Source organism: Streptomyces sp. NPDC043427 (assembly GCF_056436655.1).
The window spans coordinates 124447-139851 of the sequence record NZ_JBWKCC010000016.1 but is presented as its reverse complement, the minus strand read 5'-3'; the positions used below and the strand labels follow the sequence as shown (position 1 = coordinate 139851).

Sequence of the window (15405 nt, the reverse complement as noted above, 5' to 3'; positions counted from 1 at the left end):
ATCCCATGACGATCGACGTGACGGCCGAGCGCGTCATCCCCCTGCCGCCCGAACGCGTGGCCGCGTACGCCATGGACTGGCGCCATGACGCCGACTGGACCCAGGGCATCCGCACGGCGGAACTCACCGCGGAGGCGGCCGGGGGCGGCTTCGGAACCGGCGCCGAGGTCACCCGCACGGCGTACTTCCTGGGCCGCCGTATCGACTACGTCCTGCGGGTCGCCACCTACGACCCGCCACGGCAGCTGGACATGGTCTCCGTGGCCGGCCCGATGCCCATGCACGTCACCTACACCTTCGAGCCCCACCCGCGCGGCACCCACGCCCGCATCCGGGTGCGCGGCGGCGAGGGAGGCTTCTACCGGCTCGCGGCACCGCTGCTGGCCCGGCAGGTCCGTGGCAACCTGGCCAAGGACCTGCGCGACCTCGAAGCGAGACTCGTGGCACAGGAGTGAGCCGACGATGGCGTACGACGAAGGACTCGCCCAGCGGATCCGGGAGCGCTGGGCAGCGGACCCCGAAGCCGACGAGAAGCACATGTTCGGCGGGGTGGCGTTCCTGTACCGGGGCAACATGGCCGTCGGCGTCACCGGCGACGACCTCATGGTCAGGGTCGGCCCGGACGCGACCGAGGCAGCACTGGCCAGGCCGGGGACGCGTGTCTTCGACATGACCGGCCGCCCGATGCGCGGCTGGGTCGTGGTCGACGGCCCCGCGGTCGCGGAGGACGACACGCTCGGCGCATGGCTCGACGAGGGACGCGCCTTCGCCGCGAGCCTGCCGCCCAAGTGAGGCAGCGCCGGTGAGACAACGCCTGTTGGCTAACCTTCAGGCGTGACCACCGAGTTGGCTCTGCTGTCCCGGGTCGCCTGCCGCGGGAGGGAGATCACCGCGCCGCGGCTGCGCGGGCTGCTCGCGTTGCTCGCGGAGGATCTGCGCACCGGGTGCAGCACGGGGCGGCTGGTGGAGGGGCTGTGGGCGCAGGAGTTGCCCGAGCGGCCCGGCAAGGCGGTGCAGATCCTGGTGTCGCGGCTCAGGGCGCAGGTGGGTGCCGAGCTGATCGTGAGCACGGCGACGGGGTACCGGCTGGCGCTGGACGGGACGCAGGTCGACAGTTCCGCGTTGCTGCTGCACGAGGCGGCGAGCACCGAGCGCGCGCGGGCGGGGGATCACGACGGCGCCCTGGCGCAGGCCGAGGCGGGCCTGGCTCTCTGGGACGGGAATGTGGGCGCGGGGGCCGGAGAGACTCTGCACGATCCGGTGGTGGCGCTTCGCGCCGATCGGGTGCGGGCTTTCCGTTCGCTGGTCCGGTCCCGGGCGCTCGCCCTCGCCCGGCTGGGGCGGCGGGAGGAGGCGGCGGGGCCGCTCGCCGAGCTGGCCCGGGAGCTGCCGCGGGACGAGGAGGTGCTGGCGCAGCTGCTGCGCTGCGAGGCCCGCACGGCGGGTCGGGCCGCGGCGCTGACCCGGTACGACACCTATCGCCGCGGGCTGCGTGAGGCACTGGGTGCGGATCCGGGTCCTGAGCTGAAATCCGTGCATCAGGAATTGCTGAGCGCGGATGTGCCTCGGGTCCGCCAGGGGGTGCCGCACGAGCCCAACGCACTGCTCGGGCGGGACACCGACATCGCCGCCGTGGCCGGGCTGCTGCGCGCGGCCCGCGTGGTCACGGTCATGGGGCCGGGCGGTCTGGGCAAGACCCGTCTCTCCCACGCGGTGAGCCGCGCGGCCGAGCAGCCTGTGGTGCACTTCGTGCCCCTGGCCGGTGTCACCACCGACGACGACGTCGCCGGTGAGGTGGCCTCCGCCGTCGGCGCGGGGGAAGGCCGGCAGTTCGCCGGCGGCGGGGACGCGGTGAGCGGGATCGTCGCCACGCTGGGCAGCGGCCCCGCGCTGCTGGTGCTGGACAACTGCGAGCATGTGATCGCCGGCGCGGCCGCTCTCGTACAGGCGCTGGTGTCGCGGTCCAAGGAGCTGCGGGTGCTGGCCACGAGCCGGGCTCCGCTCGGGCTGACCTCGGAGTCCGTGTACGCCCTGCCGGAACTGTCCCTGGCGACCTCGGTCGAGCTGTTCGGGCAGCGGGCGCGGGCGGCCCGGCCCGGCGTGGAACTCCCCGCCGGCACGGTGGCCGAGATCTGCCGCCACCTGGACGGACTGCCCCTCGCCGTGGAACTCGCCGCGGCCCGGGTGCGGGTGTTGTCCGTGGCCGACATCTCCCACCGCCTCCGGGACCGCTTCGCGCTGCTGCGCGGCGGCGCCCGCGACGCACCGGAACGGCATCGCACGCTGCGGGCCGTGGTCGAGTGGTCCTGGAACCTGCTGGAGCCCGACGGCCGGGCGGCGCTCCGCGCGCTGTCGGTGTTCCCCGGCGGCTTCACCGAGCACGCGGCGGAGTACGTGCTCGACGGGACCGGGGACACGCTGGTCCTGCTGGAACAGCTCGCCGACCAGTCCCTGATCAGGGTGGGCGACAGCCCTTCCGGAACGCGCTTCCACATGCTGGAGACGCTGCGCGAGTTCAGCGCCGCCCGGCGTGCCGAGGCCGGCGAGGAGGAGGCGGTGACCGACCGGTTCCTCAGCTGGGCCCGGGACTTCGGCCGCGCCCACCGCGATGTGCTGTTCGGGGACGGCCCGTTGTCCGCCTGGAGGCCCGCCCGGGCCGAGCAGGACAACCTCGTCCTGGCCCTGCGGCTCGCGCTGGCCCGCGACGACGGGCCCACGATCGCGGCCACCACCGCCGTGCTGTCCTCCTTGTGGGCCACCGGCTCCAACTACGCCCGGCTCGTCACCCTCGCCGCCGAGACCGCAGGGCCGCTGTCCCACTTCCGCCCGGACCCCGAGGACACGGATGACGTGGAGACGGCCCGCAGTGCGGCGGCGGTGTGCACCGCCAGCCTCTTCATGGGTCTCGGCCCGCACGCCGTACGACACCTCGTCACGCTGCGCCGGCTGCCACCCGCCGCGCCGGACACCGCGGCACGGGCGCTGGCCGTCGTGCTGTGTGCCGTCCCGGACATGTACCCGCCCGACTACGCGCGGCTGCGGGAGCTCTGCGACGCCGACGAGCCGCTGCTGGCGGGCATCGCCTCGGGCGTCGCCGGCTATGTATGGGAATCCGAGCACGACGTGGAGCGTGCGCTGGAGTCCGCCCGACGGATGTTCGACGCCCTGGTGCCGCTCGGCAATCCGGCTCTGCAGCTGCTGAGTCGGGGGCGGCTGAGCGAGTTGTGCCTGCAGTCCGAACGGGGCGCGGAGGCGTACGGGCATCTGCGGGCCGCGCTGGACGCGCTCGGCGGGTTCGGCGACTGGCCGGACCTGATCGGCGTCCACTGGGGGCTGGTGCTGGCCTGTCTGCAGCGCGGGGAGGTCGACGAGGCGGAGTACTGGCTGGGACTCGCGACCCTGCAGCAGCAGCCGGAGGGCGCCATGAACGAGCTGACGGCGCGGGCGGAGATCGCGCTGGCCCGGGGGCTGACCGAGGTCGGGCTCGGGCTGTGGCGGCAGGCGGCGGAACAGATGCGGGAGTACAGCCTGCGGCACAACGACGATCCGTTCCTGGACCCGTGGTCGCTCCAGATACGGTCGGCCGCACTGGCGGCACACGCCCAGCACGGCCGGCTGGAGCCGGTGACGGAGCTCGCCGGCCAACTGCGGGAACGCCTGCTGGAGATGCTGGCCGGCCCCTCGGGCCCGCCCGGTGCCGCGGGGCCCTCCGGCTCACCCCGCTCCACCAAGTCCCCCGGTGGCGGTGGTCCCGTGGACCTGCCGGTGTACGGGAGCGTACTGCTGGCGCTCGGCTTCGTCGGGCTCGCCCGGGGTGACGCGGCGGCCGTACGGCTGGTGGCGCTGGCGGAGCGGATGCCGGCGGTGCGGGAGTTCCCCACCCTGTCCTACGCCCGGTCCCGGAAGGCGGCCCAGGACGCCGACAGGGCGGCGTACGCCGACGCGGTGTCGAGATACGCCGCCCTGGGGCGGGAGGAGTTGCGGGCGGTGGCCCTGCGGGAGCTCAGCGCCGGGGCTCCCTGTTGAACCGCGCCGTGGACCACAGGTAGCCCAGCACGGTCAGGCCCAGGCTCCAGCCGACGGCGAGCACGGCGTTCGTCGTGCCGATTTCGGTGCCCAGCAGCAGCCCGCGCAGGGTCTCGATGGCGGGCGAGAACGGCTGGTACTCGGCGAACCAGCGGGACCAGCCCGGCATGGCGTCCACCGGCACGAACGCGCTGGACAGGAACGGCAGCATCACCACCGGCTGTGCGAGGTTGCTGGCCCCCTCCGCGTTGGGGCTCACCAGGCCGACGCCGACCATGAGCCAGGTCAGCGCGAGGCTGAACAGGGCCAGCAGTCCGGCCGCCGCGATCCACTCCACCGGCGTCGCGTCGGGCCGGAACCCGATGGCCAGCCCGATGCCCAACAGCAGGGCCAGGGCCATCAGGGTCTGGATCACGCTGCCGATCACATGGCCGATCAGCAGGGAGGCGCGGGAGATCGCCATGGTGCGGAACCGGGCGACGATGCCCTCGGTCATGTCGTTGGCCACGGACACGGCGGTGCCGAGCGTGGTCATGGCCGCGGTCAGGAGAAGGATGCCGGGGACCAGGTAGGCGACGTAGTCGGCACGGTCCGCGGGGCCGCCGGTGATGCCGGCGCTCATCACGTCGCCGAAGACGTACACGAAGAGCAGCAGCAGGACGACCGGGGTGAGCAGGAGGTTGAGGGTGAGGGAGGGGTAGCGGCGGGCGTGCAGGAGGTTGCGCCGCAGCATGGTGAGGTTGTCGCGGGAGGCGTGGGGAGCGGCGCTCATCGGACGGTCTCCTTGTCAGCGGGCTGGGCGGGTACGGAACTGCCGGTCAGGGCGAAGAACACGTCGTCCAGGTCCGGGGTGTGCACGGACAGTTCGTCGGCCTCGATCCCGGCCGTGTCGAGCCAGTCGAGGATGGCGCGCAACTCGCGCTGGGTTCCGTCGCTGGCGATCTGCAGGGCCAGCGCCTCGTCGTCCCTGGTGGTCTCGCGCAGTGCGGTGGCCGCCTGCTCATACGCCACCGGGTCGGAGAACCGCAGTCGTACGTGGCCCCCGGGCACGAGCCGTTTGAGCTCTTCGGCACTGCCCTGGGCGACGAGTTTGCCGCCGTTGAGCACGGCGATGCGGTCGGCGAGTTCGTCGGCCTCCTCCAGGTACTGGGTGGTGAGGAAGACGGTGGTGCCGCCGGAGACCAGTTCGCGGATGATCTGCCACATGGTGTGGCGGGAGCGCGGGTCGAGGCCGGTGGTCGGCTCGTCGAGGAAGATGATCCGCGGGTCGCCGACCAGCGTCATGGCGATGTCCAGGCGGCGCTTCATGCCGCCGGAGTAGGTGGAGGCGGGCTTCCTCGCGGCCTCGGTGAGGTCGAAGCGCTCCAGCAGCTCGGCGGTGACGTGCCGTCCCTCGCGCTTGGAGAGATGGTGCAGGTCCGCCATCAGGAGCATGTTCTCCTCACCGGTGATCAGGCCGTCCACGGCGGAGAACTGCCCGGTGACACCGATCGCGGACCGCACCGCCTGTGGGTCGGCGGCGAGGTCGTGCCCGGCGATCCGCGCCTGTCCGCCGTCGGCGGCGATCAGGGTGGACAGGATGTTGACCACCGTGGTCTTTCCCGCGCCGTTCGGCCCGAGAAGCGAGAAGATCGTGCCCGCCGGCACCTCGATGTCGATGCCGTCGAGGACCGTCTTGTCCCCGTAGGACTTGCGCAGTCCGGTGGCCGCGATCGCGTGTTCGTCACCTGTCGTCTTCATGCGGCACAGCGTGCGGCCGGGGCGGTTCAGGTCGGCTTCAGCGCGGTTTCAGCGCCCCGGGGCCCACATCTCGTAGAAACGCACATGCCAGCCTCATAGGTCACAGTTGCTGCTCATACGCATCCACAGAGGGTTTCACCTGGCATCTGCGGCATTATCATCGGCGCATGCGTACCCCCCGTACCGCGCACCGGCACCGCAGGGGCCTGCGGGTGACCGGTGTGGGCGCCGTCGCCGTCCTCGCTCTGAGCGCCTGTTCGGGCTCCTCCGACACGTCCGACTCCTCGGCCTCCTCGTCGTCGAAGCTCTCCGGCACGGTGACCGTCTTCGCCGCCGCGTCTCTGAAGGAGAGCTTCACGACGCTGGGCCGGCGGTTCGAGAAGGAGCACCCCGGTACGAAGGTCACCTTCAGCTTCGGTGGCAGCGACTCCCTCGCCGCGAGCATCACCGGCGGTGCCCCGGCGGACGTGTTCGCCTCGGCCAGCCCCAAGACGATGAAGATCGTCACGGATGCGGGGGACGCCTCGGGCCCGCCCGCCACCTTCGTCCGCAACCAGCTGGAGATCGCCACCCTGCCCGGCAACCCGGACAAGGTCTCCTCCCTGAAGGACCTCACCACGTCGAACCTGAAGGTCGTGCTCTGCGACAAGGAGGTGCCCTGTGGCGCCGCCGCGCAGAAGGCCCTCGACGCAGGCAAGCTCAAGCTCACCCCCGTCTCCTATGAGCAGGACGTCAAGGCGGCCCTGACGAAGGTGGAACTGAAGGAGGCCGACGCGGCGGTGGTGTACAAGTCCGACGTGCGCGCGGCGGGTGGCAAGGTTGAGGGCGTGGAGTTCCCCGAGTCCGCCGACGCCGTCAACGACTACCCGATCGTCCAGCTCAAGGACGCGAAGCACGCCGAGGCCGCCCAGGCGTTCATCGCGCTGGTGCGGTCCGCGCAGGGCCAGAAGGTCCTGAGCGGGGCCGGGTTCCTCAAGCCGTGACCTCGACCGGCAAAGCCGACGCCGCGACCGACACCCTTAGGGGCGGGCCGCGGCGTCGGCGCGTCCGGGCGGGCGTTCCGCTGCCCCTGCTGTTCCCCGCGCTGATCGGCCTGGCGTTCCTGATCGTGCCGCTGATCGCCCTGCTCGTACGGGCCCCCTGGCGCAGTCTGCCCGAGCAGCTGACCAGCGCCGAGGTGTGGCAGGCGCTCCAGTTGTCCCTGGTCTGCGCCACCGCGGCGACCGCGGTGAGCCTGGTGCTCGGTGTGCCGCTGGCCTGGCTGCTGGCCCGGGTCGAGTTCCCCGGCCGTGGTGTCGTACGGGCTCTCGTGACCCTGCCGCTCGTGCTGCCGCCGGTCGTCGGCGGTGTGGCGCTGCTGATGGCGCTGGGCCGCAACGGCGTCGTCGGGCAGTGGCTGGACTCGTGGTTCGGGATCACGCTGCCGTTCACCACGGCGGGGGTCGTGGTGGCGGAGGCGTTCGTGGCCATGCCGTTCCTGGTCATCAGCGTCGAGGGCACGCTGCGTGCCGCCGATCCGCGCTACGAGGAGGCGGCCACCACCCTGGGCGCCTCCCGCTTCACCGCGTTCCGCCGGGTCACCCTGCCGCTGATCGCCCCCGGCATCGCGGCCGGCGCGGTACTCGCCTGGGCCCGCGCGCTCGGCGAGTTCGGCGCGACGATCACCTTCGCCGGCAACTTCCCCGGCCGGACCCAGACCATGCCGCTGGCCGTCTACCTGGCCCTGCAGAGCGACCCGGAGGCCGCGATCGCCCTCAGCCTGGTGCTGCTGGCCGTGTCGATCGCGGTGCTGGCCGGGTTGCGCGACCGTTGGATGACAGCGCGATGACCGGGCCTCACGACGCCGCCCACGACGTCCACACCGACCCCGTCGCGGACGGGCTCGACGCCCGCCTCGTGGTGGACCGCGGTGCCTTCCGGCTCGACGTGGCGCTGACCGTCGCACCCGGCGAGGTGGTCGCCCTGCTCGGCCCGAACGGCGCCGGCAAGACCACCGCCCTGCGCGCCCTGGCCGGGCTGACCCCGCTCACCGGTGGTCGTCTGCGGCTGGACGGCACGGAGTTGGACCGTACGCCGCCCGAGTCCCGGCCGGTCGGCGTCGTCTTCCAGGACTACCTGCTCTTCCCTCACCTCACCGCCCTCGACAACGTGGCCTTCGGGCCGCGCTGCCAGGGCGCGACCCGGGCTCAGGCGCGAGCGCGGGCCGCCGAGTGGCTGGAGCGGATGGGCCTCGCCGACCACGCCGGTGCCAAGCCCCGCAGGCTCTCCGGCGGCCAGGCCCAGCGCGTCGCCCTCGCCCGCGCCCTGGCCACCCGCCCCCGCCTGCTGCTCCTCGACGAGCCGCTGGCGGCGCTGGACGCCCGTACCCGCCTGGAGGTGCGCGCCCAACTCCGCCGCCATCTCGCCGAGTTCGAGGCAGTCGCCGTACTCGTCACCCATGACCCCCTGGACGCCATGGTCCTGGCCGACCGTCTGGTCGTCGTCGAGCACGGACGGGTCGTCCAGGAGGGCAGCCCGTCCCACATCGCCCGCCATCCCCGTACGGACTACATCGCCCAGCTGGTCGGCCTGAACCTCTACCGGGGCCAGTCCGACGGCCACACCGTCCGGCTCGATTCCGGGCCGCCCATCACGACGACGGAGGTGCTGTCCGGCCCGGTGTTCGTGGCGTTCCCGCCGAGCGCGGTCACCCTCTACCGTGACCGCCCGACCGGCTCCAGCGCCCGTAACCTCTGGCGCTGCGAGGTGGCCGGGCTGGAGACCCACGGCGACCAGATCCGCGCCGACCTCACCGGCGAACTCCCCCTCGCCGCCGACCTCACCACGGTCGCCGCCGCCGAACTCGATCTGCACCCGGGCGCGGAGGTCTGGGCGACGGTGAAGGCGGCGCAGACGCACGCGTACCCCGTCTGAGGGCGCACGAGTGCGGTGCCCGCGCGAGTGTTCCGCATGAACGTTCCGCCACGTCACTGCTGCGCCGTTTCCGGTTCGTCCGCCGCGGACGGGTGGACGTACCTGCCTTCGTCGAACGGCGTGAACCACGAACCGAGCGCTATGGGCACGCCCCCGAGAGCCGTGCCGGTGGCTTGTTCGTCGATGCCGTCCAGCGAGTCGTCGTAGAGCCACTCGTGGTCCATGTCCTCGTACACGTGGGCGGCGAACGCGTCGAGGGCGGCGGACACCTCGTCGTCGAGAAGTCCGTACAGCTCCAGCGCCGTGGTCGCCGCGCCCAGCAGGAACCTCAGGGCGAGCTCCTCGGCCACGCAGCTGAGCCGTTGGAAGCTTCCGTCGGTGAGGCGGGTGGTCATGGCGATCACGGTCACCAGGAATCGGCGGGCGAAAGGGGCGTCGTAGCGCAGGGCGTACCGGTCGGGCAGGCGCTCCAAGTGCCACAGGGGGCCCTCGCATTCGGCGACGCTGGTGTCCTCCTGGGTCAGCACCTGCAGGTCTTCGAACAGCTCGTCCACCAGGATGTCGGTCGCGTGGACCAGGGCGCCGGCGGCGAGTTCGGCGGCCTCCGGCGAGACGGCGACTCCCGCGTGGCCGTCCTCGTCGTCGAGTACGCCGAACATCGCGGGGGAGAACGAGCGGAGTTGGGCCGCCGACTCCAGCATCTGGCTGCGCACGGCCGTGGCCTTCGCCTCGACCTCGTGGCCCTCGTCGACGCTCTCGGCGGTCACGCTCGCGGTGTGCCGGGCCTTGCGAGCGGCCGGGTCGTCGGGCGGGGCGTCGGGCCCGTCGGCCGCGTCGAGGCTCACCTTGGCCAGGTCCTGGTGGAGCTCGACCTCGCACCGTTCGATCTTCCAGTCCGCCAGGAGTTCGGAGCGTTCCAGCAGCTCGTCCGCCAGCGCGTGCACCGCCTCCTCGGCGGCCTCCAGCGCCGGAGCGTCCACGACGACCTTCAGCAGGGCGCCGCCCGGGTGGACGGCCACCATGCTGTCGAGGAGATCGACCTCCACGCCGTCCGGCCCCTCGACGGACCTGACGGATTCGAATCCCTCCTCGATGAGCGCCACGGCGCCCGCTCGTTGCAGGGCGTCCATCTCCGGAGTGTCCTCCGGGATGCAGGTGTCCACGGTCACTACGTACGTCACGTACCCGAGCTTGGCAGGTGGCGGCCGCTCCACGTGCGGGAACGGGTGGGCGGCGACGGCACGGACAGGTTAGGGACCAAGCTCCCTTTGCGGGGCAAAGTCGGCCAGATCGAAGGAACCGAAGATGGGTCTCGGTGCCGGGGGCGGGGCTTCTCGCGCATTCTTCGGCGCGCCCCGGCTGCTCCTGCTCGACGAGCCCACCACTTCCCTGGGCCTGGAGCAGACCAGTCAGCTGCTCGGTCTCATCGAGGAACTGCGCGACCGGAGCCTCCGGGTGCTCAAGGCCGGCGGCGCTCAGTCGCTCCTGGTCACCGCCGCGTCGAGAAGGGGACCGAGCTCCCGGGAGACGGCCGTCAGGGCGCGGGTGTCCTGTTCGGCGCGGGCGATGAGGATCGCGCCCTCCAGGGTGCTGATCATGAGCGTGGCGAGGGGTTCGGCGCGGTGTGGGGGGACGCCCATGTCGGTCAGGGCGCGGGACACCGGACCGGTCCAGGTGGCGAACGCGGCGGACGCCGCCTCCCGCGTGGACTCGGTGGACTCCGCGCAGTCCACCGTGGCGGCGGCGACGGGACAGCCGCCCGCGAAGCCCCTGGTCTCGTACTCGTCGGTCCACTGGCGGACCATCTCGGCGAACAGCCCGCCGGGGGTCGGCTCCGGCAGCGCCGCGAGGAAGCGGGCGACGCGGTTGCCCGCGTAGCGGCCGGCCCAGCCCACCGCCTCGTTGACGAGCTGTTCCTTGCCGCCGGGGAAGTAGTGCTGGAGCGACCCGCGCGGCGCCCCCGCGTGGGCGGCGACCTCGCGCATCCCCGTGGAGGCGACACCGTCGCGCCGTATGAGCTGGGCCGCGCTGAAGACCATCCGCTCGCGTGGGCCTCTCTCGGGCGTCGCCATCCTCGACCTCCACCTCACTCGAACAACCCGGCGTTCACTCTATGACCGCTGTCATAGCAGCAGCTACTATGACCGTCGTCATAACTCACGACCACAAGTGGACGGCGGTGCAGCGTGTACGTCGGTTTCGTCGGCCTCGGCGTCATGGGGCAGCCCATGGCGCTCAACCTCGCCCGCGCCGGGACGCCCCTCGTCGTCTGGAACCGCACCCCCGCCCGCTGCGAGCCCCTGCGGGCCGCCGGTGCGCAGGTCGCGGCGGACCCCGCGGAGGTCTTCGGGCGAGCCGACGTCGTGATCCTCATGCTGGCCGACGAGACCGCGATCGACGCGGTCCTGGGACGCGGCACCCCGGAGTTCGCCGCGCGCGCCGGCGGGCGCACCCTCGTCCACATGGGCACGACCTCGCCGGAGTACTCGGGCGGCCTGGAGGCCGACATCCGTGCCGCGGGCGGGAGTTACGTCGAGGCGCCCGTCTCCGGTTCCCGCGTGCCCGCGGAACAGGGGCAGTTGGTGGCGATGCTGGCGGGTGACGGTCCCGCCCGGGAGGCCGTACGGCCCCTGCTCGCCCCCATGTGCCGGGAGACGTTCGACTGCGGTGCCGTCCCGGGGGCGCTGCTGATGAAGTTCTCGGTGAACCTGTTCCTGATCACGCTGGTGACCGGCCTGACCGAGGCGTTCCACTTCGCCGACCGGCACGGACTCGACCAACGCCTGCTCCTGGACGTGCTGGACGCAGGCCCGATGGCCAGCTCCGTCTCCCGCATGAAGGCCCCCAAGCTGCTCACGCGTGACTTCACCGTGCAGGCCGCGGCAGCGGACGTACTGAAGAACAACCTCCTGATCGCCCAGGCCGCCCGGAAGGCCGACCTGGCCTCGCCGCTCCTCGACGTCTGCCACGCCCTCTTCGAGGAGACCGTGGCACAGGGGCACGGCGGGGAGGACATGGTGGCGGTGCTGCGTGCGCTGGAGGTCCGGACAGGCCCCGAGGCACGCGGGGCCGGGGCTGAGGGGCCTGTCACCTGAGCGGCAGGCACAGTGTCGCGAGCAGGGCGACGACCGCGAGGACCGTGACCAGGACGAGGTGCCGCCTGTCGTGTTCAGTCACGGGTGGGCACCCCCGGCCGACTAAACCAGGCCGCGAGGACCAGCGGGTAGACGAGGTAGCCGAAGCGGGTGGCCGGGATCAGGCACATGGCGAGTCCGAGGCCGAGGGCCAGACGGTCGGCCGCCGCCACGACGGTTCGGGGCGGGCGGACCCGCAGGGACACCGCCACGGCCACAGCCGCCGCCGCCAGGGCCGCCAGGGCGAGGAAGGAACCGCCGGGGACGTACGTGGCGAGCAGGTGGCCGGGGAGCGGGCTCGTCGCGGGCGAGTGGACGCCGCCCTTGCCCAGCGGGAACATCACCACCTGCTCCAGGAAGGCGTGCGGATCGGCCAGGGCGGCCGGTATCACGGCCACGGCGGCAGGCAGCAGGGCCACCACGGCGGCGCGTACGGCCGCCCTGCGCCCGGCGGTGTGCGCCAGCAGCACCAGGCCCACCGGCAGCAGCGGCCACGCGGTCCACTTCAGGGCGGCCGCCGCGCCCATCGCCAGCCCGGCAGCCGTACCGGTGCCGCCCCGGCACGCCAGGGCCAGCGCCAGACACATCAGACCGATCACCGGCAGGTCGACCCCGCCGACGGCCAGGGGCAGCGCGACCGCGGGGAAGGCGGCGAGGAGGGGGACGGCGGCGGACGTAGAACCCGGCCGCCTCCCCCCGCCGCCGCTCGGCCACCTCCCCCCGTCGCCGCTCGGTCGTCTCACCCCACCGCCGCGTGCCGCCAGGCCCGCCGTCGCCAGGCCCATCGCCGCCAGGAACGCCGCGCAGAACCACAGCCGGGCGTCCGCCGGCGGGGTGTCGCCCAGCAGGGCGTGGGGGATGCCGAGGACGGCCATTCCGGGCAGGTACGGGTTGTAGTCGTCGACGTCGGTCGGATGGGGGACGTAGGGGCTGCCCGAGTGCAGCAGCAGGCCGCCCGCGCGCTCGACGACGTGGACCTCCGTCTGTGCGGCGCCCACCCCCGATGAGGATCAGCAGCGGCAGGACGACCGCCCCGGCGAGGGCGGCGACCGGAGCGGTACGGCTGCTCCAGGCGCGCGGCGCCCGGCGGGCGAGCACGGCCGCCGTGGCGTACCCGACCGCCGCGCAGGCACCCCATACGCGGTGCGGGGTGAGGGTCGTCAGCAGCGCCAGCAGCATTGCGAACACCGCGCATCCCAGCCAGTACAGCGCGTCCCAGCGGATGACGACGGCGGCGGTGCGCGAAGGAGCGTCACGCCCCAGCACACGGGCGGGGGCGAGGGCGGTGACGGCTGGTTCTTCGGCGACGAGAGGGGTCGGCATGGGCGTACTCCTGGAGGAGGGGAGCACCAATCTCGCGTCAGGGACGGGGTCGTCACCTCGGCCGATCGGCCACCGTTCACCGGCCCGAAGCCGCGCCGGTCGGCCTTTCGGCCGACGTCCGCCCGTCACTGGTGAGGGGCCTGTTGAGCCAAGCCCGGGCGTGCCTCAGCCGACACCTGTAGAACTGAGGGAGGTGCATCCTCGTGCATCCTCTGGGGAGGGCAGTGTGATCGAACTCGCGGAGATGATCCGGCAGTTGAGGCATGAGCTGAACGCGGCGATGGCGGACGGGGCGGGCGGACCGGTGCGGTTCGAGCTCGGGCCCGTCGAGATCGAGGCGACCGTCGCGGTCGACCGGAAGGGCGGGGCGGCCGGCAAGGTGCGGTTCTACGTCGTCGAGGCGGGCGCCGACGGCTCGACGGGAACCCTGCGCACCCACCGCGTCAACCTCACCCTGCAACCGAAGCTGGTCGCCCCCGACGGCGTCCACCACACCGTGCTGATCTCCGGGGACGAGGCCGACGATGAGCGCTGACCGACTGGGACACGGCCTGGCAGTCCGGGCACCCGTTCCGGCCTTGCGCCCTCCTGACGTGGGGGGACGCCGGGCCGTACGCTGGTCCGCGCGGTCAGGACGGGCTCGATGACGGTCGCGGGCGATCGGGAGGTCACGGGGGTGGAAGGGCGCAGCCCTGCGCGAGTTCGCAACGAGCTGGTGGCCGAGGTCGTCGACGTGCTCCAGCAGTCGAACGCGATGCGGAACACGGCCGGCTCCGACCTGGTGCTGCGCATGCTCGGCCAGGAGCTGGGCGCTCCTGTGGAACTCGAACGCAGCGGGATGCTGCGGACGGAGCTCCTCCAACTCGTCGAGCGCTGCGCGGGGTTCCCGGACGGGCTGGCCGTCCTGGTGCGGTGCCTGGGATACGTGGAGCAGCAGTCGGCGGCCGTCACGGCGCTGCGGCGCCTGGTGGACGAGTGGGAGGCGGTGGACTTCTACGAAGGGGCCGACCTGCACCCGCTGCGGCCCGTCCTGCTGGAGATGCGGTCGACGGCCGCCCTGACGGCGATGGCGCGCCGGGCGAGCCGGTCACGCACCCAGGAGCTGCCGGTGTGGTGCGACACGGCCTGGGCGGTGTTCCTACGACTGGCCGGCGACAACGCGGCGGCGAACGAACTGCCCGTGAGCATGGCGTTCCTGTCCCTGGCCGCCGACCAGCTCATGGAGGACGGCAAGGCCGAGGCCGCGGAGGAGCTGCGGCGCTGGAACCGGAAGCAGGCCCTCGCCCGGGGCCTGGAGGACCGGATGGCCGAGTGGCAGCACACCGGTGCCGTCCTGCCGCCGCCGTCACTGGTACCGGCGTATCTGATGATCCAGTTCGAGCCGGACGGCGTGGACACCGACCGCTACTTCCTCTCCCACTGGCGGCAGTCGGACGCGGAGGGCTGGCACCCCGTCCCCGGCGAGCCGGTGCACCTGCACCGCGACGAGCTGCCCTCCGAGGTCGAGCGGCTCGTCGAACAGACCGAGGAACGCTGGTCGGACCTGCGCCAACCGGTCGTCCTGGAATTCATCCTGCCGTGGGAACTGCTCGGTGAGCCGGTCGAGTGGTGGAACAAGGAGTCGGACTCCACCTCCCCGACGCCCCTGGTACTGGACTACACCGTCCTGCTCCGCAGCTTCGAACGCCTGCGCAAGGCGTCCTGGCACCGGCCCTGGCACAACAAGTGGCGCCGGCTCAAGGACCAGCCCGCGAACAGCAGTGCCTACCGCAACCGTCCGGGCAGCTCGCACTTCCATCTGGAGCGGGAGCTGAAGGAGGACGAGCAGGCCGTCTGCCTGGTGCTCAGCGAGCCGCCGGGCGGGGACTCCCCCGCCAGCCGCCAGGAGTTCGAGGCGGGTCTGCGGGCCGGGATCCCGGCCATGATCTGGCACCGCGGCGACTGCTCCGATCCCGCGTTCCGGGAGGCCGTCGCGGACATCGTGCAGGACCGTGGACTGGGCAGCCTTCTGGAGCGGACCGAAAGATGGCGCAGAGAGGCGCTGGCGGTCGGCCCCGAGGGATGGGACAACCACGTGGGACGCCACCTCGCGATCCTGCTCGACGACCCGGAGCGCAGACCCGGCCCGCCGGGCACCGACCATGCGCCGGTGCAGCGGTGAACCGGTCGGCCGGGTCACGGGGGCGCGGACCGTGGCCCGACGGCGAGAGGACGTGCCCCGCAATGAACCCACGCGCATCCACCGGCCGGTATCGGTCCCGAGCCGGTC

At 72.7% G+C, this 15405-nt stretch carries 14 protein-coding genes; 9 read left to right on the top strand and 5 right to left on the bottom strand.

From position 1 onward, the window contains the following. Positions 1-5: 5 nt before the first annotated feature. The 3 genes from AC067M_RS24920 to AC067M_RS24910 are packed head-to-tail and all read left to right on the top strand — an operon-like array spanning position 6 to position 4026. Complete coding sequence (locus AC067M_RS24920) at positions 6-455, top strand: SRPBCC family protein (protein ID WP_478699237.1); 450 nt, start codon at positions 6-8, stop codon at positions 453-455. A 7-nt stretch (positions 456-462) separates the two neighbouring features. Further along, complete coding sequence (locus AC067M_RS24915) at positions 463-792, top strand: TfoX/Sxy family protein (RefSeq protein ID WP_478699236.1); 330 nt, start codon at positions 463-465, stop codon at positions 790-792. A 42-nt stretch (positions 793-834) separates the two neighbouring features. After that, positions 835-4026: an ATP-binding protein gene (locus AC067M_RS24910; protein WP_478699235.1), complete on the top strand. Its 3192-nt coding sequence runs from the start codon at positions 835-837 to the stop codon at positions 4024-4026. On the opposite strand, the gene AC067M_RS24905 is transcribed toward AC067M_RS24910, so the two are convergent. Continuing rightward, the gene (locus AC067M_RS24905; RefSeq protein ID WP_478699234.1) at positions 4004-4798 is read right to left on the bottom strand and encodes an ABC transporter permease; all 795 of its coding nucleotides are present in this window, start codon (positions 4796-4798) and stop codon (positions 4004-4006) included. The genes AC067M_RS24910 and AC067M_RS24905 overlap by 23 nt on opposite strands. Further along, on the bottom strand, positions 4795-5766 hold the full coding sequence (locus AC067M_RS24900; RefSeq protein ID WP_478699233.1) for an ATP-binding cassette domain-containing protein: 972 nt from the start codon (positions 5764-5766) through the stop codon (positions 4795-4797). The genes AC067M_RS24905 and AC067M_RS24900 overlap by 4 nt, the downstream gene beginning before the upstream one ends. Before the next feature lie 167 nt (positions 5767-5933). On the opposite strand from AC067M_RS24900, the gene modA reads away from it, so the two are divergent. The 3 genes from modA to AC067M_RS24885 are packed head-to-tail and all read left to right on the top strand — an operon-like array spanning position 5934 to position 8679. After that, entirely contained in the window at positions 5934-6749 is an 816-nt protein-coding gene (gene modA, locus AC067M_RS24895; protein WP_478699232.1) for a molybdate ABC transporter substrate-binding protein, read from the top strand. Then, positions 6746-7594, top strand: a complete 849-nt coding sequence (gene modB / locus AC067M_RS24890) for a molybdate ABC transporter permease subunit (protein ID WP_478699231.1) — start codon at positions 6746-6748, stop codon at positions 7592-7594. Before modA ends, modB begins: the two co-directional genes overlap by 4 nt. Then, complete coding sequence (locus tag AC067M_RS24885) at positions 7591-8679, top strand: ABC transporter ATP-binding protein (protein WP_478699230.1); 1089 nt, start codon at positions 7591-7593, stop codon at positions 8677-8679. The genes modB and AC067M_RS24885 overlap by 4 nt, the downstream gene beginning before the upstream one ends. A gap of 53 nt (positions 8680-8732) precedes the next feature. Here the strand turns inward: AC067M_RS24885 and AC067M_RS24880 are convergent, their stop codons facing one another. Then, the gene (locus AC067M_RS24880; protein WP_478699229.1) at positions 8733-9860 is read right to left on the bottom strand and encodes a hypothetical protein; all 1128 of its coding nucleotides are present in this window, start codon (positions 9858-9860) and stop codon (positions 8733-8735) included. A gap of 294 nt (positions 9861-10154) precedes the next feature. Beyond that, positions 10155-10751 carry a TetR/AcrR family transcriptional regulator gene (locus AC067M_RS24875; RefSeq protein ID WP_478699228.1) on the bottom strand — a complete coding sequence of 199 codons (597 nt, stop codon included), beginning with the start codon at positions 10749-10751 and terminating at the stop codon, positions 10155-10157. Between the two features lie 114 nt (positions 10752-10865). On the opposite strand from AC067M_RS24875, the gene AC067M_RS24870 reads away from it, so the two are divergent. Further along, positions 10866-11774 (top strand): NAD(P)-dependent oxidoreductase, encoded by a 909-nt coding sequence (locus tag AC067M_RS24870; RefSeq protein WP_478699227.1) that lies wholly within the window; start codon positions 10866-10868, stop codon positions 11772-11774. Between the two features lie 74 nt (positions 11775-11848). On the opposite strand, the gene AC067M_RS24865 is transcribed toward AC067M_RS24870, so the two are convergent. Continuing rightward, positions 11849-12811, bottom strand: coding sequence for a glycosyltransferase 87 family protein (locus AC067M_RS24865; RefSeq protein ID WP_478699226.1), 963 nt, complete (start codon positions 12809-12811; stop codon positions 11849-11851). 551 nt (positions 12812-13362) lie between these two features. Between AC067M_RS24865 and AC067M_RS24860 the strand changes: the two genes are divergently transcribed. Both AC067M_RS24860 and AC067M_RS24855 read left to right on the top strand, forming a co-directional pair. Further along, a complete protein-coding gene (locus AC067M_RS24860) occupies positions 13363-13671 on the top strand; it encodes a trypco2 family protein (protein WP_478699225.1) in 309 nt (102 codons plus the stop codon). A gap of 108 nt (positions 13672-13779) precedes the next feature. Then, entirely contained in the window at positions 13780-15297 is a 1518-nt protein-coding gene (locus tag AC067M_RS24855) for a VMAP-C domain-containing protein (RefSeq protein WP_478699224.1), read from the top strand. Positions 15298-15405: the final 108 nt, after the last annotated feature.